The sequence below is a fragment of the Hyphomicrobium sp. CS1BSMeth3 genome (assembly GCF_900117415.1).
GTDB lineage: Bacteria > Pseudomonadota > Alphaproteobacteria > Rhizobiales > Hyphomicrobiaceae.
Map to the genome: position 1 here is coordinate 1,042,283 of NZ_FPEI01000004.1, position 17,183 is coordinate 1,059,465.

A 17,183-nucleotide genomic window follows, 5' to 3' on the forward strand; every position below is an offset into this window, starting at 1 on the left:
CGCTCGCGAAGCGATCACTATTCGCGCCTGCGACGCGAAAGGGGCTGCCGCCCCTTCAACCCCGCCCGGGGGACACCCCCGGAGCCCCCGTCTTTTTGAGACTTCAATTCGCGCCCGCGACACGATCCGGCAGCAGGTCCAGCATCGGACCGATGCGCGCAATGAGGCGTGCGGTCATCGGCGCCGCATTGAGACCCGCCGTGATCTTGCCCTTGGTCTCCGCGGTCCCTTGCGGCTCGAAGAGTGACAGCAGCAGCACATAGCGCGGCGCCGATGCCGGCAGCACGGCGAAGAACGACGAGATGACCGTCTTTTCCTTGTAGCCGCCTTTCCCAGGCTGCTCGGCCGTGCCCGTCTTGCCGCCGATCTCGTAGCCCTCCAGCTCCGCGCGACGCCCCGTGCCGTGCTGGTTGATCACGGCCTGGCGCAAGGCCTCGCGGATGGCGGCGCTGGTGGCTGGCGAGACGACGCGCGCCTCACCCGACGGCACGGCCTCCTGCCGGATCATCGTCGGGCGCACCTTGATCCCGCCATTGACGAGCCCGGCGGCTGCAGCCGCGAACTGCAGCGGTGCAACCGCAAGACCGTGGCCATAGGCGATCGTCACACCCTCGAGTGAGCCCCAGTGCGAAGGGAGCAGCGGCTTCGCCACGGGGCCCGCCTCAGTGCGGATCGTATCGAGCAGGCCGAGGCGATCGAGGAAGGCGCGCTGACGCGCCACGCCGGCTTCCATGGCGATGAGGCCTGCGCCGACGTTCGACGAGCGAACGAGAATTTCAGCAAGTGTCAGCGGGCGGCCGGGCGGATACTGCTCCGCGATCGTGTAGCGGCCGAAGCGCAGGGGCTCGCGCGTGTCGTAAATGCGCGTGAGCGAGGCGCCGAGATCATCGAGCGCCAGGCCGAGCGTGACGGTCTTCGCGATCGAGCCGAGCTCGAACACGCCGGCCATGACGCGGTCCTTGCGGTCGTCGTCATCGGCGCCGGAGAACTTTTGCGGGTCCTGGTCGGGCAGCGATACGGAAGCGATGATCTCGCCGCTTGCCGCATCGAGGATCACGCCGGAGGCTCCCTGCGCCTTGTACTGCTTCATGGCATCGGCGAGCGTATCGGCAACGGCATTCTGCACGCCGAGATCGATCGAGAGACGCACCGGCTCACGCTGCGAGCGCCGCGGTGCTGCAGCCGCGTCCGTCTCGCCGATCTCGTCGATATGCCGCTCAATGCCTGAAATGCCGCGGTTGTCGACGTCGACATGACCGATGATATGCGAGGTCAGGTAGCGCGTCGGGTACACGCGGCGCGGCTCGCGACGGAAACCGAGACCGGGAATGCCGAGGTCGTGCGCGCGTTGTGCCTCGATGGGCGTCAGGCCGCGCTTGATCCACATGAAACGGCGCGTGCTGTCGGCAAGATGGCGGCGGAGCTCTGTGGCATCGAGCTCGGGAAAGAGCGCCACGAGCTTCTCCGCCGTCAGGTCGGCATCGCGAACCATGGCCGGATCGGCGAACAGCGATGCTGCATCGACATCGGTCGCGAGCAGGTTTCCGCGCCGGTCGACGATATCGGGGCGGATATAGGTCTGATGGAGCGGCTCGGCGCGCGCGAGCCGCGTCTCCGTCTCGCCGCTCGCCGCGAGCCGTACGGTCTGGCCGGCAATGGCAATGAAGACCGCGGCGATCGCAGCATGCATGAGCCACGTGCGCTCGCGCGGCAGCTCGATGTGTGCGCCGTGGCCGGAAGCGCGCGGCGCACCGGACCGCGCCGCCAGCGCGGGCCCGACACGTAGCGGTTCAGGCCTCCGTTTCATTTGTGCCGCTCACCTGCTGCAGTCAGCGGCTCGTACTGGCGCGGCTCGATGGGGCCGAGGCCGATCTTGCGGGCCATCTCCTCGATGCGCTCGGGGCGCGCGAGATAGGCGCGCTCGGCGCGGAGCACGGCAATGTCGAGGCGTGTCTTTTCGATCGTCCGCGCCTGGGCGGCGACATGCTGCTCCAGACGCCGTGTTTCGTACGTCACGGCGTAGAGCACGAACGCCGAAGCGACCGCGAGCAGCACAGTGGCGACTGCGGCGAGACGGGGCATGGCACCACTCCTCAACGCTGGTGTGATGATCGAGAAATTCGCCAAGCCTCGCGGCACCCTTCCGCGCGAATTTCTCGATCTGAATCACACCAGCAAAGCTACAATTCTAGTGTCCCTTTTGATTCAGAAGTTCGCTCGGATCGCCAGCATCAAAGGTGGGGCGAACTTCTGAATCGGGACACTAGCGACGAGTGAGGCCTTCGGGTCGGATGACCCCGAAATGAGCCTCATCCGCAGGAGACGCCGCCAGGGCCGAAGTCCGCTCGGCTGCTCTGAGACGCGCCGAGCGCGCTCGTGGATTGGCGGCGATTTCCTTCTCAGACGGGGTTAACGGGCGTTGGTTAACAATTCGGTAACGCGGGGCCGAGGTGGCCTCCGCGGTGGGCGGAAGATGGCGCGAACCCGCAGGATTTCGGCCGCTCGCATCCGTGAGGTAGCGCTTCACGATGCGGTCCTCGAGCGAATGGAAGGTCACGACGACGAGCCGGCCGCCGGGCTTCAGGCAGCGCTCGGAAGCGGAGAGGGCGTCCATGAGCTGGCCGAGCTCGTCATTCACGTAGATGCGGAGCGCCTGAAAGACGCGCGTGGCTGGATGCTTGTCGTCACCGCGGGGCCGGCCAAGCGTGCGCTGGACCAGGTCGGCGAGCTGGCGCGTGGTGGTAATGTCGCTGCTTTCTCGCGCCTTGCCGATTGCGCGCGCGATGGCGCGCGAGCGCCGCTCCTCGCCAAGGTGGAAGAAGATATCGGCGAGCAGCTCCTCGGAAGCCTCGCGAATCACATCCGCCGCGCTCGGTCCCGACTGCGACATGCGCATATCGAGCGGACCGTCGGCCATGAAGGAGAAGCCGCGATCGGCCTCGTCGAGTTGCATCGAGGAAACGCCGATATCGAGGACCACGCCGTCGACAGCAGGAAAACCGGCTGCCGTAGCAATGTGATCGAGATCGCCGAAGCGGCCTTCGCTGAGGATCAAGCGCGGCGCGTACTTCTCGACGAACGCCTGGCCGGCTGCCAGCGCGTTCGGGTCCTGGTCGATGGCAATGACGCGCACATCGGCCGCTTCGAGAATGGCCGACGTATAGCCGCCGGCGCCGAATGTGCCATCGACGAAGACCTCGCCGTCCCTGGGCGTCAGGGTGGCGAGGACTTCATCAAGCAACACGGGAATGTGGCGGGCCGCACCCTCAGTGGCGCGTTCCCCTGGGCGCGCCTGGCGGCCCGCCATCATTCCCGCGCCCCCTGCTGGCCGCCGCCGGAGTCACCCCCGGAGCGACGGCCCGCGCCGAAAAGTTTGAGATGCTCGCGCACTTTTTGCTGGGCCTCGGCGCGACGGCGCTCGAACTGGCCCGGCTCCCAAAGCTGAAATTTTTCACCCAGCCCGACAAAAGCGACCTGGGTCGTGATGCCAGCGTGGGCACGAAGGCTCTCAGGAAGCACGATACGTCCGTCCTGGTCGACCGAAAGGACCTGGGAGATACCGTAGAGCGCGACAGAGAGTTCGTCCCGCTCGATCGAATAGTCCGGCAGGCCAGCGAGAAGCCCGTCGATCGTGCGCGCAAGTCTTTCGCCGCCTGCATCGACCGCAGGACTGTCGAGCGCGGGGTAGCAGTAGACGTGTCCAGCGCCGCCCTGCTGGAAGCCATCGCGCTCGAGAATGGCGCGAAAAGGCGCAGGGACGGATACGCGCCCCTTGGCGTCGATCTTGTTGATGAATGTCGAGACAAAGCGGTCCATTCCTTCAGCCGGAGCCCCGTCGTTTTTGCTCAACGCGACAACCGCGACTGAAAACCCGCCTCACGCCACGAACTCCCGCAACTGACCGGGCCTGACCTCACGTCGGGAACGGCTGCCCGTCCCTTTGCGATCGTCTGGATCGAACCGGCCGGAGAGCGGGCGGTCGCACGGTTCAGACCCTCTGCAGAACCGGCGCCACGCCCCACATCTCCTGCCCGGTGCGGACGGGCACTTATGGGATGTCATGGGAAACTATGGGCGTCAACGGGAAACTAAGGAGACTTTATGGTTTAAACAGGAATTTGAACAAGGAACTGGCGTTCACGTTCGCCCTCGGCGCGATTCGCGTTTTCTGATCGCCGTGCAGTGCCGATGGGGGATAGTCGCGGGCGCCCTGTTGCATGAACCTTCCGGCGTGCTATCGCCTGGAAGTGATTGGAAGTGGCCCGATTTTCCTCGGGCGCCGCGCTAAGGGAGGGCCTCGATGCCTCGGGATCTCATCATCGCGCCGTCGATCCTCTCGGCCGACTTCGCCCGTCTCGGCGAGGAGGTCTCGACCGTCGACGCCGCCGGCGCCGACTGGATCCACCTCGATGTCATGGACGGCCACTTCGTCCCGAACATCACCTTCGGCCCGCCGATCATCAAAGCCATCCGTGGTGCTTCGAAGAAGGTCTTCGACTGCCACCTGATGATCACGCCGGCAGATCCCTACCTCGCCGCCTTCGCCGAGGCCGGCGCCGACATCATCACGGTCCACGCCGAGGCCGGGCCGCATCTCGACCGTTCGCTCCAGGCGATCAAGGCGCTCGGCAAGAAGGCAGGCGTCTCGCTCAATCCCTCGACGCCCGAGAGCGTCATTTCCTACGTGCTCGACCGCCTCGACCTCATCCTGCTGATGACCGTCAATCCCGGCTTCGGCGGCCAGGCCTTCATTCCTTCCGTCGTCGAGAAGGTGCGCCGCGTGAAGGCGCTGATCGGCGATCGCCCCATCGACATCGAGATCGACGGCGGCGTTACGCCCGAGACGGCGCCGCTCGTCGTTGCTGCCGGCGCAAATGTGCTGGTTGCGGGCTCGGCCGTGTTCAAGGGCGCCAGCAGGGATGCGTACGCGAAGAACATCGCGGCCATTCGCGCGGCGGCAGAGAGCGTGCGCTGAGTTCGGCGCGCTCGCACGCCCGATCGGCAACTTCTTGTTAGTGGCGAGTTAACGAGAGCTGACCGCGAGAAATGCCGTCAGCGCTTAAGGAAATCGCAAGAGCCGGGCGTTTTAATCCGGGACAGTTGTTCATTGCCTGCCAGCGTTCGCGCTGGCGTGCCTGATCGGTCCTAAGCTCATGCGTAACTCCGCCCGAGTGCCGTCGGAAGATATTGCCGTCATGTCATTGTGGTCAGTGCTCATGCGCTCATGGCTGAGGGTGATGATCGTCGCGGGCTTTGCCGGCGCGGCCGTATTTGCCGCGCTTGCACTCGCACCTGCGCGCTATTCCGCCACCACCGAGATCCGTCTTCCCGCGCCGACCTCGAAAGAGGCCGTGGCCGCCGCCGTATCGGCGCTCAAATCGCGCGACCTCGCCAGAAAAGTCGCAGCGGATCTCGATCTCACGCGCGGCGCGGATCTCAACAGTCCCCCGATGACGCACGACATCATCAGTTGGATGGACCGCGTCTCGGGCCGCACGCTGCAGCGTCCGGGAGAAGCACGCAGCGAGCATATTCTCACCGCATTCGAGCGAAGCCTGCGCGTGGCGCCGGGCCGCGAGACGGGCACGGTCACGATCACCATGACGGCGCGCGCCCCCGATCTCGCGACACGCATCGCCGACCATCTCGCGGATCTCTACCTCGCCGCGGACCAGCCGGCCCCCTCGGCAAAGTCCGCGGACGAACGCGCCGCGCTCGACCGTGAAGTCGGCCAGCATTCGGCGGACCTCACAACGATCGAGAACGAGATCGCGCGCCTCAAGAGCCTTTCCGACGGCACGGCGGAGACGCAGCGTCGCGGTGATCTTGCAGAGGCTCTGGCGCAGGCCGAGCGCGAGCGGAGTGACGCCGAAGCCCGCGCCCGGGGCGTTCGCGAGCTGCTCGACAAGGGCAAAGTCGAAGCCATCGCAGAGCTGCAGACATCACCGACGCTCCACCAGTTGATCGCGGAGCGCGTGCGTGTCGAGGTCCAGAAGAACGGCGCAGAGACGACGCTTCCGGCAGGTCATCCGCGCGTGCGTGAGTTCCAGGCGCGCCTGAGCGAAATCCGCTGGCACATGTTCCGCGAGGCGACCACCATCGCCGATGCCCTCGATGCAGAAGTGCAGGCGGCACGAGGGCGAGAGGCAGAGACGCGCACGCGTCTTTCGGGTGCCGACGCACGCGCCGCCACAAGGACTGCGACCAGCGCCGACGCCGACGTCGCTCGTATCGCGGTGTTGGAGCGGGACGCCGCCGAAAAGCGCGACACGATCGAGAGCCTGAAGGCGCGCCAAGCCACCATAGCGGATGCACCATCGCGGAGCCGCGCGCGGCTCACGGCTCCCGAACGCCTCGTTCCGGCGCACGCCGTTGCCATCCCGGCATTTCCGCAGAAGGGCGAGCTCTCGCTGCTGACCGCCGTATCAGTGCTCATGGTCGGCTTTGTCATTGTCATCCTGCGCACGCTGCTGGCCGGCCGCCAGCGGTCGGTGGCGGACCTCGGTTTCGCCGACATGGCGGCAACGGCGCGCGATCGCGCGGACGTGCGGCTCGAAGCCGGAGCCTCTGCGGCGCGCCCCGACGATGAGACCGGCGCCCCGGATGTCCCGGGCCGCCCCGTTGAGCGGACGCTCGAGGCCATCGAGCCAGGCCAGTTCGTGATCCTTTCGGCCACTGCCGATGCCGCCCGTCATCTCGCCGGAAGGGCCCTCAGCCGCAAAGGCCACCGGACGCTTCTCGTCAGCGACGGCATTGACGGCGCAAGCGAGGCGCGCGACCTCGTATCCTCGCTCACGACCTCGGGACGCCGGTGCGTGCTGGTTGACTGGTCGCGCGATGGCCGGGGTATCGCCGCAAGCCTCGGAGCCGCTCAGCAGCCGGGCATGAATGACCTCCTCGACGGCCGGGCGAGCTTCGACGACGTGATCGTCCGGCTCCCCGACAGCGACGCGCATTTCATCGCCGCTGGCGCCCCGCCTGCCGATGCCAGCGCGCCGCTCGATGCCGGCTGGGTCAATCTCGTGCTCGATGCGCTCGACGAGGCCTACGACCAGATCGTGGTGGTGGCGCAGCTCGAGCAGGCGCGCCCCCTGTTCGAGGCTATCGAGGGACGCTTCGACGCCGGCATCGTCATGTCCGACCGCCGCAGCCAGGGATCGACCATCAATGCCGGCCCCGGCGTCTTCCTCGGCTTCGAGGTGACGGAGATCTACATCGTCCAGCTCGATCTCGCCCCACGCCGCGCCGCAGCGCGACGCTTCAAGCGCGCACGGCGGCAGGTGGCGGCCTAAAGCGCCGGGCCTTGAGTGCGCCCGACGCCCATGCCGATCCCAAGATCGCCGAGCCTCGAACTGAGGTGAACTTCAAGTCCGTTGCTTCAGCGGAACGATCAGTTCCCGAAGATGCCCGAGAAGAAGTCGTTGGAGCTCGGGCCGCGAGCGCGACGGCCCTGCTGCTGCGGCGGCGGGCCCCAGCCCCATCCACCCCAGCCGCCTCCCCAACCACCGCTGTAGTTCTCGCGGCGCGGTGCCGGGTTCGCAGCGAGCTCCTTGACCTTGCGGTCGAGCGCCGCGGCAGGATCGCTGCGGGCGACGACCTCGGGACGCTGGCCGTCGAGAAGCACGGCCTGGATGCGCTGATCGTGGCCATAGACATCCGCGAACCTCGTCACCTTGCCGTGCTCGTCGGCGGTGAGCGTGAAGTAGGTGTTGTGAACGGGGATGCGCCGGTTGAGATCGACACGGTTGACCTGGGGCGCATTCGGCCTCAGGCGCTCCGAAATGTCGGTCATGCTCCAATTGCGGTCCTGGCCGAAAATGAGCTCCGCAAAGCGCACCGGATTGCGCACGCGGATACAGCCGAAGCTGTAGGCACGGACCGGCGTCTCGAAGAGGTTCTTCGTCGGCGTGTCGTGCATGTAGACGTCATGCTTGTTCGGGAACATGAACTTGAGCTGCCCAAGCGGGTTGCTCGGCCCCGGATCCTGGATGATCGACAGGCGGCGGATGTCCGTGCGCTCCCAATCGATCTCGTAGGCACGGACGGTGCGATTGCCGTTGACGATGCGCATGTTGCGCCGCGCGAGGACGGAGTCGTCGCCCGACTGCAGCGCCGGAAGCAGGTCCTGGACCTTGATCGTACCCGGCACGCCCCAGTCCGGGTGGAAGACGACAAACTGCATCTCGTCGGAGAAGACCGGGGTCTGATTGGTCGGCTTGCCGACGATGATGCGTTCCTGGAAAACGACGCTGCCGTTCCGGACGACCCGCGTCACGTACTCGGGGAGGTTGTTCCAGATGTACGTGGTGCCGAGCTGCTCGGGCAGCCAGCGCCAGCGCTCCAGATTGACAAGATACTGCTTGAGTGACGGCTGACGACCCTCGGCCTGCTGCGTCGTCTTGCGGCTGAGGCTCGAACGGGCTGCATTCGTCAGGGCGGGGTGGGTCGCGCGCTGGACCGTCTTGCCGGTCCGGCTGTCGCGGTAGGTCGCGCCGAGGAACCGGCGAACGGCAGCAGCGACGTCCTCGTCGTAGAGATCGGCATCGTCCCGGCTCTGCGCCGGAACCTCGAGCCGCTTGCGGACGAGCTCCACATGCGGATGGCGGTCACCCAGGCGCACGACAGGCCCGTTGGGGATCGTGACGTCGCGCGGATCCTCCTCCTGAACCTCCGTCTTCACGCCGCGCGCCTTGAGATAAGCCTGGCGCAGAAGCTCGAACTGGCGATGCTGCGGATGCAGCTTCTGCAGAGCAACGGACGGATCGCTGACCGTGGCGAACTGCTCGAGCAGTGCCTTGACGTCGAGCGGGCGCGGCGACTGGTCCAGCCACTTGCTGAGCTGCGAGGGATCGACGCGGCCACCACGGGCGTGCCACGCGTACGTCACCAGAGCGCGGGTGAGCTTGAGCTCCGCGGCGGCGAGCGCCTCGGGGCTCGCACTGCCCTGCGGCAGGCCGGTCAGGTCGAAAGCCTTCGGATCGAGGCCCCAGTCGTCGGCGCGGCCGATCTCGGCAGAAAGCGCCAGTGCCGCCGTGTTGAGACCGCTATCCGTGGTCCAAACCGGGAGGCCCTTGCGGGCTGCGTAGAAGGCGCTGATGGCCTCGTGCCATTCACGGTCCTGAGCCTGGCGCGCGCTCCGCTGGCTGCTCTCGAGGGCCGCAATGAGCGCGGCATTGAGCGGCGGCACGGGGGGCTCGGCAGGCGCGGCGACGGCCGGGGGCGGCGCAGGTGTCGTGCTCGGCGCCGCCGTAGCCGGCGCTTCCGGTGCCGGTGCCGCCGGTGCGGCGGCGGGGCTTGCGGTATCCTGCGACGCGGGGGCTGCCGGGGGCTCGCTCGCAGCCGGCGCCGCGTCGCTCGCGGGTTTTGCGTCAGGGATCGACGATGTCGTGATGGGGTCGCTCGAGGGTGTGGCAGGCGTTGCGGTGGCCTGCGTATCTGCGGCCGGCGCTGCTTCGCTCGCCGTCGCGGGAGTTGCCGGCGCGGAGAGATTGGCCTCACCCTCCGAGCGCGTCTTGGAGCTCAATGCTGCCGGATCGGCTGCGGTCGGCCCCGGTGCGGGCTGCGCCGACTGGGCGGCTTCCTGCGCGATGGCCGGCTGCACGGCGGCGAGTGCGAGAGTGGAAAGCAGGCATAGAGCAGCACGCCGCATGGCAAGAGGCCTCTCAAGAGGTTCGGGGAATTCGGGCCGGTAGAGCCGACGGATCATCCCCATCAGCCCACATCAAAATGCTGACTGCAGCATGACCGGTTCGCCATCTCATCGCAAGCTAAACCCATCCATTCCAATCGATTGCGCCATATCTTTGGCGATTTTGCCTCGATTTGCTGATTCGCTTTCGCACCCGATCACCTAGATGTGACGGCCCCGGAAAGTCCGGGCCCTCCGACCCATCGGGGTCGCACTGACGCGGCAACGCTTTGCACGATGGTGTCGTTGCATATGAACTGCCGTTCGTAGACGGATGGAGCCGTTGCCCGGAGGATGAGGCTCGGCTAGCTTCCGGAAATCAGCCCGCAGCCCTCTGGCTGCGTTCCGCATTGCGATCGACCTCATGTCCCAGCACCCCTACGACGCCCATCTCGGCAAGACGCCCGCCAACTATCAGCCCCTTACGCCGCTCACCTTCCTCGAGCGATCCGCGGCGGTGCATCCGAACCACGTGGCCGTCATCCACGGGCACCAGCGCTTTACCTACGCGCAGCTCTACGAACGCTCCCGCCGGCTCGCCTCTGCACTTGCCTGGCTCGGCATCAGCGAGGGCGACACCGTCTCGGTCATGCTCTCGAACACCCCGCCGATGCTCGAAGCACACTTCGGCGTGCCCATGACCGGCGCCGTGCTGCACTCGATCAATACCCGGCTCGACGCGGCGATCGTCGCCTTCCAGCTCGATCACGCCGAGGCGAAGGTCCTGATCTACGACCGCGAGTTCTCGGCGACCATCAAGGAAGCCATCGAGAAGTGCCGCGTGAAGCCGCGCCTCGTCGAGTACGACGACCCCGAGTTTCCGCAGGTCGGCGAGCGGCTGAGCCCCGTCGAGTACGAGGATTTCATCAAGCGCGGTTTCGCGAGCTTCAAGTGGCGGACGCCCGCGGACGAGTGGAACGCGATCTCGCTCAACTACACATCCGGCACGACGGGCAATCCCAAGGGCGTGGTCTACCACCATCGCGGCGCCCACCTCATGTGCTACGCCAACATCGTCTCGGCGCAAATGAGCCGGCACTCCGTCTATCTCTGGACGCTGCCGATGTTCCACTGCAATGGCTGGTGCTTCCCCTGGACGGTCACGGCCGCAGCCGGCACGCACGTCTGCCTCCGCTGGGTGCGGGCGGGCGCCATCTTCGAGGCCATTGCCGAGCACAACGTGACGCATCTTTGCGGCGCCCCGATCGTCATGTCCTCGCTGCTCAATGCAACGGCGAACGAGGTCCGCCCGCTGCCGCACCGCGTGCAGTTCATTACCGCCGCCGCGCCGCCGCCCGAGGCCGTGCTCTCGCGCATGGAGCAGGCGGGCTTCGACGTAACGCACGTCTACGGCCTCACCGAGACCTACGGGCCGGCTTCGGTCAACGAGTGGAAGAGCGAATGGGATGTGCTCGATCCCTCGGCACGCGCTCAGAAGAAGGCACGCCAGGGTGTGCGATACGCGGCTCTCGACGGGCTCACCGTGATGAACCCCGAGACCATGGAGATCGTGCCTGCCGACGGCGAGACGCTCGGCGAGGTCATGTTCCGGGGCAATATCGTCATGAAGGGCTATCTCAAAAACCCGCAAGCGACGGACGAGGCCTTTGCCGGCGGCTGGTTCCACTCGGGCGATCTCGGCGTGCTCCACGCGGACGGCTACATCCAGCTCAAGGACCGCTCGAAAGACATCATCATCTCGGGCGGCGAGAACATCTCCTCGATCGAGGTCGAGGACGTGCTCTACAAGCATCCCTCGATCGCGACCTGCGCCGTCGTCGCCAAGCCCGATGAGCGTTGGGGCGAGACGCCCTGCGCTTTCATCGAGCTGAAGCCGGGCGCGGAGATGCTCGCCTCCGACGTGATCGCCTGGTGCCGCGATCGGCTCGCGCACTACAAGTGCCCGCGCCACGTCGTGTTCACCGAGGTGCCGAAAACCTCGACCGGCAAGATCCAGAAGTTCCGGCTGCGCGAGATGGCGAAGGAGATCTGAGCGCTTCGCGCGCGGCCACATCGTCCTACGAACTGAGCATTGGTCTGCGATCCCAGGAGGATGCGGATCTCAAAGGAGCATTCATCATGCAGCTTGGAAAAGACATTGCCGCCGTCATCACGGGCGGCGCTTCGGGCCTCGGAGCCGCTACCGCGCGCGCACTCGCGGGCAAAGGCGTCAAGGTCGGCCTTCTCGATGTGAACGAGGCAGGCGGCACGGCGCTCGCCAAGGAGCTCGGCGGCACGTTCGCAAAGTGCGACGTGACGAGCGAAGCCGATGTGGATGCCGCGCTCGCCGCCGTCCGCAAGGCGCACGGCCAGGAGCGCATTCTCGTCAATTGCGCCGGCATCGCCATCGGCCAGCGCACGGCCCGCAAGGGCAAGGAAGGCGCACCGCCCGTGCCGCACGACCTCGCGAGTTTCGCGCGCGTGATCTCGATCAACCTGATCGGCTCCTTCCTCATGATGGCAAAGAGCTCGGCCGGGATGCTGACGCTCGACCCCATGGGGCCCGATGGCGAGCGCGGCGTCATGATCAACACATCCTCGGTCGCGGCCGAGGACGGCCAGATCGGCCAGGTGGCTTATGCCGCATCGAAGGGCGGCGTGAAGTCCATGGTGCTGCCGGTGGCGCGCGATCTCGCTCAGAGCGGCATTCGCGTATGCGCGATCCTGCCGGGCCTCTTTCACACGCCCATGTTCGACGGCCTGCCCGAGGATGCGCGCAAGGCGCTTGCCGCCTCCGTGCCCTTCCCCTCGCGCCTCGGCAGCGCGACGGAGTACGCGGCACTCGCGACGCACATCTGCGAGAACGTGATGCTCAACGGCGAATGCATCCGCCTCGACGGCGCCATCCGCCTCGCGCCGCGGTAAGCACTCAGCACGCGAGCGTGGCATCACTTTCCGCAACCATCCCTCCCCCCTTGTGGGGGAGGTTAGGAGGGGGGGATTGCAGAACAATTGTTGTCGGGATTCCCCCCACCCCTAACCCCTCCCCACAAGGGGGAGGGGGATTCCAATTCAATCGAGCCGCACTAAGATCCCGGCCTCAGACGGCCGGGTCGCCCGGCACTTTCGCCGAGGGAAGGACGCTCTCCGGCAGGAGGTGTCCATCCCCGATGCGCTCGCCTTCCTGGGCGAGCGCTGCGGCCAGCTCCTCGCGCGCCTTCTCGGCCTGGCGCTGGCGGTTCCACAGCGAGGCATAGAGCCCACCGCGCTGCATCAGCTCGCCATGCGTACCCTGCTCGACAAGTTGCCCCTTATCGAGGACGAGGATGTTGTCGGCATGCACGATCGTCGAGAGACGATGCGCGATGACGAGCGTCGTGCGGTCCTTCACGACCTTGTCGAGCGCGTCCTGGATCTCCTTCTCGGTGTGGCTATCGAGCGCGCTCGTCGCCTCGTCGAGCATGAGGATCGGCGGTGCCTTGAGGATCGTGCGCGCGATCGCGACGCGCTGCTTCTCGCCGCCGGAGAGCTTCAGGCCGCGCTCGCCCACCATGGTGTCGTAGCCCTCGGGCAGCGTCTTGATGAAGGCATCGATCTGGGCAAGTCCCGCGGCGGCCTCGATCTCGGCCTGGCTCGCATCGGGACGGCCGTATTGCAGGTTGTAGCGGATCGTATCGTTGAAAAGCACGGTGTCTTGCGGCACGACGCCGATCGCCGCGCGCAGGCTCGTCTGCGTCACATCGCGAATGTCCTGCCCGTCGATCGTCACGCGTCCGCCGGCGACATCATAGAAGCGCAGCAGAATGCGGCTGATCGTGGATTTGCCCGCACCTGACGGCCCGACGATCGCGACCATCTTGCCTGCCGGCACCTCGAAGGAGAGCCCTTCGAGGATCGGCCGCTCGGGCTCGTAGTGAAAGCGCACGTTCTCGAAGCGGACGGCACCACCGCGAACGGCGAGCTCGCGCGCGCCCGGCTTGTCGGCGACCTCCGCCGGCTGCTCGAGCACGTCCATCATGATCTCGATGTCCGTGATGCCCTGCTTGATCTCGCGGTAGACCATGCCCATGAAGTTCAGCGGAATGAAGAGCTGAAGCATGAGCGCATTGACCATGATGAACTGGCCGAGCGTATTCGCGCCCGCGATTACATCGCGCGCCGACATCACCATGCAGAGTGTCAGAGCCAGCGTGAAGATCACGGCCTGCCCGGTATTGAGCCACGCGAGCGAGGTGTACGTGCGGACGCTCGCGCGCTCGTAGGTTACGAGCGAGGCGTCGTAGCGCGCGGCCTCGCGAGCCTCGGCGCCGAAGTACTTGACCGTCTCGTAGTTGAGCAGGCTGTCGATCGCCTTCGTGTTGGCATCGCTGTCGCTCTCGTTCATCGTGCGGCGAATGCGAATGCGCCACTCGGTGGCTGAGATCGTGAACCAGAGGTAGAGGCCGATCATGGCCATCACGATCAGCACGTAGCGCCAATCGAACTCATAGGCGAGCACGCCGAGCACGAGCCCGAACTCGACGATGGTCGGAATGAACGTCATCAGCGTCATGCGCGTGATGTTCTCGATGCCGTTGCGGCCGCGCTCGAGGACGCGCGTGAGCCCGCCGGTCTTGCGCTCCAGGTGGAAGCGCAGCGAGAGCTCGTGCATGTGCTTGAAGGTCGTGAGCGCGAGCTGGCGCACGGCGTTCATGGCGACCTTGGCGAAGAGGCCCTCGCGCGCCTGTGAAAGAACGACCATGGCAATGCGCGTCGTGCCATAGAGCAGCGTTGCCGCAACCGGCGCACCGATCAGCCAGTTCCAGGCAATGCTCGCAGGCTGCTGCCCGCCCGTCGCGGCGACGAGTGCGTCCGTCGCCCACTTGTAGGTGAACGGCATGGAGACCGTCACCAACTTGGCGCACAGCATCAGCGCAAGAGAAATGAGGACCGTACGCTTGAGGTCCGGCCGATCATGGGGCCAGACATAGGGGAAGATGCCGCGCAGTGCCCGCAACGATCCGCGCTCGGCTGGCCTCGAGCCGGCGCCTCGATTGGGACGCTGCGGTCTTCCGCCGCTCGCTTCGCGCTGCATGAACTGGCTCCTGGATGGCTGCCGACCTTGCAGGTCGCCGTCGACCTGCTGAGTGGGTGGCTCGTCAGCTCATAGCATCTTGTGCCGGGAATTGCGCACCCGCGGCCCGCCAATCCACGCGGCACTTCGCGCTCGGCTCACCAGTGGCGCGAGACGCGAGGGCGCTCCGGGCGCGGACAGAAGAGGAATTCCTCCCGTTCGCGCGTCGCCCGGCGTGCAGCTCGCCGGTAGCTCGCCACGACTGGGCGGCGCGGCGCGGCCTTGGCCGACCGCCGCGCGGGCGGGCAGGACCGGCACTTCGCCGCCGCCGCACGCGACCGTGCCCGCGAGCGGATCGCGGCCGCCTGCCGCGCTGTTTTGCGCGTTGGTGCCGCGCGGGCCGGCGACGCGGCGGCCGTTCGCGCTTGCGCGGCCGGGCGAGCCTCGGCGGCTTTGGCCTGCGCGCGCGTTTCGGCTTCGCGCACCCGTTCCGCGGCGAGACGCTCTGCTTCGGCGCGCGCATTAGCGAGCTTCTTCGCTTCCGCCTCACGCGCCTGCTGCTCTTCGGCGCGCTTGCGCTCTTCTGCCGCTCGTGTGGCCGCCTCGGCGAGTTTGCGTGCTTCCGCTTCGCGGGCCTGCTGCTCGGCGAGGCGCTTGCGTTCCTCCGCGGCGCGGACAGCGGCCTCGCGCGAGCGCTCGTGCGCCGCGAACGTGCTCGCCTTTGCTGCCTCTTGTGCCTGCTGCTCGGCGCGGCGCGCCCGCTCGGCTTCGGCGCGAGCGGCAGCCTCGGCAAGCTCTCGGGCTTCCTCACGCGCAAGCCGCTCCACGGCAACGCGGGCCTTCTCCTCTTCCGCGCGCTTCTTCTTCAATTCTGCTTGTTCGGACTTCTGCGCGCGCTTGTGCGCTTCGCCGGCACGCAGCTCGGCGTCGGTCGTCGAGCGCTCCGCCATGGCCTTCGCAAGCGCCTCCGCCTGACGACGCACCTCGGCATCGCGTTCCTTCTGCTCGGCCTCGAGCTTGGCGCGGGCCGCTTCTTCTGCGTCGCGCGCCTCACGCTCGCGACGCGCCTGCTCGAGGAGCTTTGCCGCTTCCTCCTGGCGCCGCGCTTCGGAAGCCTCTCTCGCCGCGACAGCCGCGCGGCGCGCGGCCTCGGCGCGCTCACGCTCGGCAGCCGCATCGGCTTCGGCCTTGCGGGCGGCCTCCTCCCGAAGGCGCGCGGCCTCGGCCTGCCTCTCTGCCTCCATGCGGCGCGCTTCCTCGGCGGCGAGCTTCGCCTCGGCCTCCTTCAAGGCTTGGACGCGCGTTGCCTCGTCCGGCTGGCGAGCGATCTGAGGCGCGGGCTCCGGGCCTTTCTCCGGTAGAGGCGCCGCGGGCGCGGGTGAGGGTGATGCCTCTTTCGGCGCTGCCGTCGGGGCCGCAAGCTGCGTTGCCGCCACCGGGACGCTCAAGCGCATCAGGAGATGCTGGTGCGCGCGGCTCGTCTCGTGCAGCCACTCGGCGAAGCTCTCCACGAGACCCTTATTGGCAGAGCGCCTCTCTCCGGCGGAGGCCGGTGGCGTCTGCGCCTGCGCGCCCGCAAGATTGCGCGGCGATACGTCGAGCGCCGTCAGAGCGAGGGCGAGTACCATGATCGACGCCACGTGACGCGGCTGTCGGCGCAGGCGCCAACTCGGCCCGCTCCGAGATCCAATTCGGCGGGCATCCTCAATTCCCGGCATGGCAATCCTGACGCAACTAGGCAACGCAAGGCTCAAGTCTAGCCAACTCTCGAAGCCCGCACCATTGCGGCCCAGCCACGCCTGCGCACGGATAAATTCGCGCGCGGCAGGTCAGGTACCGGAACGTTTGCGCTCCGGCGGCGCATCGTCGAGCGGCGGCTCGGGCGCCCGAGCTGGATCGCGACCGGCAAGCCGCGCGAGGCTCGCCGTGAGCGACGGCGGCAGCGTGGTCTCGCGCATGGTATGCGGCAGCGGGCGATTTCCTTGCGTGCGCGGCGCGGCGCCATTCGGCATGAGCGGCGGCGGCGGCATCCGCTGCCCCTCGGAGGGTGGCGGCACGGGCGCTCCACGCTGATGCGGCAATGGCGGCGGGGGCTCCAGTGGCGCACCGCTCCCGGGCATGGGAGGCATCGGGGGCCGGCCTGGTGCTGCACCGAGGGGCGGAGCAGGCGGCGGGCCGGGCGGCGGACCCGGCGGGAAACCTCCCGACGCACCAATCGGCGGGCCGGGCGGCATACCCGGTGGCGGCCCTGGCGGAGATGCCAGCGCGGGCCCCGGCGGCGGAGGCGGCGACATGGGCGGCTGCGCGGACGACGGCACGCCCGGAAGGGTCGGACCGCCTTTCGGCGGCGGCGCTTCGGCTGCCTGCAGAACGGCAGCGAGGCTGCCGGGCTGGGGCGGAGGCGCCGCTGCTGGCGGCGGCATCGGCGTCGGCATTGGGCCTGGCATCGGGCCAGGCATGGGCCGCGACTCCGGCCCCGCGGCGTGCACGGGTGGCGGTGCG

Annotated in this window: 13 protein-coding genes and 1 pseudogene; 6 read left to right on the forward strand and 8 right to left on the reverse strand. The window is 67.4% G+C overall.

The features are described 5' to 3' along the window. Positions 1-103: 103 nt before the first annotated feature. Together CS1BSM3_RS09170 and CS1BSM3_RS09175 are read right to left on the reverse strand one after the other, a co-directional pair. Positions 104-1,807: a peptidoglycan D,D-transpeptidase FtsI family protein gene (locus CS1BSM3_RS09170; RefSeq protein ID WP_072386661.1), complete on the reverse strand. Its 1,704-nt coding sequence runs from the start codon at positions 1,805-1,807 to the stop codon at positions 104-106. Then, positions 1,804-2,082 carry a cell division protein FtsL gene (locus tag CS1BSM3_RS09175; protein WP_072386662.1) on the reverse strand — a complete coding sequence of 93 codons (279 nt, stop codon included), beginning with the start codon at positions 2,080-2,082 and terminating at the stop codon, positions 1,804-1,806. The genes CS1BSM3_RS09170 and CS1BSM3_RS09175 overlap by 4 nt, the downstream gene beginning before the upstream one ends. Between CS1BSM3_RS09175 and CS1BSM3_RS28210 the strand changes: the two genes are divergently transcribed. After that, positions 2,081-2,254, forward strand: coding sequence for a hypothetical protein (locus CS1BSM3_RS28210; protein ID WP_174263656.1), 174 nt, complete (start codon positions 2,081-2,083; stop codon positions 2,252-2,254). The genes CS1BSM3_RS09175 and CS1BSM3_RS28210 overlap by 2 nt on opposite strands. A 9-nt stretch (positions 2,255-2,263) precedes the next feature. Here CS1BSM3_RS28210 and rsmH read toward each other — a convergent pair whose 3' ends face one another. Together rsmH and CS1BSM3_RS09185 are read right to left on the reverse strand one after the other, a co-directional pair. Then, positions 2,264-3,310: a 16S rRNA (cytosine(1402)-N(4))-methyltransferase RsmH gene (gene rsmH / locus CS1BSM3_RS09180; protein WP_083528457.1), complete on the reverse strand. Its 1,047-nt coding sequence runs from the start codon at positions 3,308-3,310 to the stop codon at positions 2,264-2,266. Beyond that, positions 3,307-3,816: a division/cell wall cluster transcriptional repressor MraZ gene (locus CS1BSM3_RS09185; protein ID WP_072386664.1), complete on the reverse strand. Its 510-nt coding sequence runs from the start codon at positions 3,814-3,816 to the stop codon at positions 3,307-3,309. Before CS1BSM3_RS09185 ends, rsmH begins: the two co-directional genes overlap by 4 nt. Before the next feature lie 484 nt (positions 3,817-4,300). Here CS1BSM3_RS09185 and rpe point away from each other — a divergent pair, with 484 nt between their 5' ends. Beyond that, positions 4,301-4,975: a ribulose-phosphate 3-epimerase gene (rpe, locus tag CS1BSM3_RS09190; RefSeq protein WP_072386665.1), complete on the forward strand. Its 675-nt coding sequence runs from the start codon at positions 4,301-4,303 to the stop codon at positions 4,973-4,975. A 220-nt stretch (positions 4,976-5,195) separates the two neighbouring features. Then, positions 5,196-7,292, forward strand: a complete 2,097-nt coding sequence (locus CS1BSM3_RS09195; protein ID WP_072386666.1) for a GumC family protein — start codon at positions 5,196-5,198, stop codon at positions 7,290-7,292. Positions 7,293-7,390: 98 nt separating this feature from the next. Here the strand turns inward: CS1BSM3_RS09195 and CS1BSM3_RS09200 are convergent, their stop codons facing one another. Next, the gene (locus tag CS1BSM3_RS09200; RefSeq protein ID WP_072386667.1) at positions 7,391-9,649 is read right to left on the reverse strand and encodes a L,D-transpeptidase family protein; all 2,259 of its coding nucleotides are present in this window, start codon (positions 9,647-9,649) and stop codon (positions 7,391-7,393) included. Positions 9,650-10,052: 403 nt separating this feature from the next. Between CS1BSM3_RS09200 and CS1BSM3_RS09205 the strand changes: the two genes are divergently transcribed. Next, positions 10,053-11,681: an acyl-CoA synthetase gene (locus CS1BSM3_RS09205; RefSeq protein WP_072386668.1), complete on the forward strand. Its 1,629-nt coding sequence runs from the start codon at positions 10,053-10,055 to the stop codon at positions 11,679-11,681. Between the two features lie 86 nt (positions 11,682-11,767). Then, entirely contained in the window at positions 11,768-12,553 is a 786-nt protein-coding gene (locus CS1BSM3_RS09210) for an SDR family NAD(P)-dependent oxidoreductase (protein WP_072386669.1), read from the forward strand. A gap of 175 nt (positions 12,554-12,728) precedes the next feature. On the opposite strand, the gene CS1BSM3_RS09215 is transcribed toward CS1BSM3_RS09210, so the two are convergent. The 3 genes from CS1BSM3_RS09215 to CS1BSM3_RS09225 all read right to left on the reverse strand — a co-directional run bounded on the left by CS1BSM3_RS09215 (position 12,729) and on the right by CS1BSM3_RS09225 (position 16,738). Continuing rightward, positions 12,729-14,702, reverse strand: coding sequence for an ABCB family ABC transporter ATP-binding protein/permease (locus CS1BSM3_RS09215; RefSeq protein WP_083528459.1), 1,974 nt, complete (start codon positions 14,700-14,702; stop codon positions 12,729-12,731). 137 nt (positions 14,703-14,839) lie between these two features. Next, complete coding sequence (locus tag CS1BSM3_RS09220) at positions 14,840-16,309, reverse strand: hypothetical protein (protein WP_072386670.1); 1,470 nt, start codon at positions 16,307-16,309, stop codon at positions 14,840-14,842. 201 nt (positions 16,310-16,510) lie between these two features. Beyond that, on the reverse strand, positions 16,511-16,738 hold the full coding sequence (locus CS1BSM3_RS09225; RefSeq protein ID WP_143149116.1) for a hypothetical protein: 228 nt from the start codon (positions 16,736-16,738) through the stop codon (positions 16,511-16,513). A 235-nt stretch (positions 16,739-16,973) separates the two neighbouring features. Here CS1BSM3_RS09225 and CS1BSM3_RS28415 point away from each other — a divergent pair. Further along, a pseudogene (locus tag CS1BSM3_RS28415) lies at positions 16,974-17,183 on the forward strand (hypothetical protein); the annotation flags it as partial.

What these genes read in the sequence shown, in the direction of transcription:
- CS1BSM3_RS09170 (WP_072386661.1), bottom strand. Translation starts at nt 1,807, where the DNA reads ATGAAACGGAGGCCTGAACCGCTACGTGTCGGGCCCGCGCTGGCGGCG.
- CS1BSM3_RS28210 (WP_174263656.1), top strand. Translation starts at nt 2,081, where the DNA reads ATGGCACCACTCCTCAACGCTGGTGTGATGATCGAGAAATTCGCCAAG.
- CS1BSM3_RS09175 (WP_072386662.1), bottom strand. Translation starts at nt 2,082, where the DNA reads ATGCCCCGTCTCGCCGCAGTCGCCACTGTGCTGCTCGCGGTCGCTTCG.
- rsmH (WP_083528457.1), bottom strand. Translation starts at nt 3,310, where the DNA reads ATGATGGCGGGCCGCCAGGCGCGCCCAGGGGAACGCGCCACTGAGGGT.
- CS1BSM3_RS09185 (WP_072386664.1), bottom strand. Translation starts at nt 3,816, where the DNA reads ATGGACCGCTTTGTCTCGACATTCATCAACAAGATCGACGCCAAGGGG.
- rpe (WP_072386665.1), top strand. Translation starts at nt 4,301, where the DNA reads ATGCCTCGGGATCTCATCATCGCGCCGTCGATCCTCTCGGCCGACTTC.
- CS1BSM3_RS09195 (WP_072386666.1), top strand. Translation starts at nt 5,196, where the DNA reads ATGTCATTGTGGTCAGTGCTCATGCGCTCATGGCTGAGGGTGATGATC.
- CS1BSM3_RS09200 (WP_072386667.1), bottom strand. Translation starts at nt 9,649, where the DNA reads ATGCGGCGTGCTGCTCTATGCCTGCTTTCCACTCTCGCACTCGCCGCC.
- CS1BSM3_RS09205 (WP_072386668.1), top strand. Translation starts at nt 10,053, where the DNA reads ATGTCCCAGCACCCCTACGACGCCCATCTCGGCAAGACGCCCGCCAAC.
- CS1BSM3_RS09210 (WP_072386669.1), top strand. Translation starts at nt 11,768, where the DNA reads ATGCAGCTTGGAAAAGACATTGCCGCCGTCATCACGGGCGGCGCTTCG.
- CS1BSM3_RS09215 (WP_083528459.1), bottom strand. Translation starts at nt 14,702, where the DNA reads ATGCAGCGCGAAGCGAGCGGCGGAAGACCGCAGCGTCCCAATCGAGGC.
- CS1BSM3_RS09220 (WP_072386670.1), bottom strand. Translation starts at nt 16,309, where the DNA reads ATGGTACTCGCCCTCGCTCTGACGGCGCTCGACGTATCGCCGCGCAAT.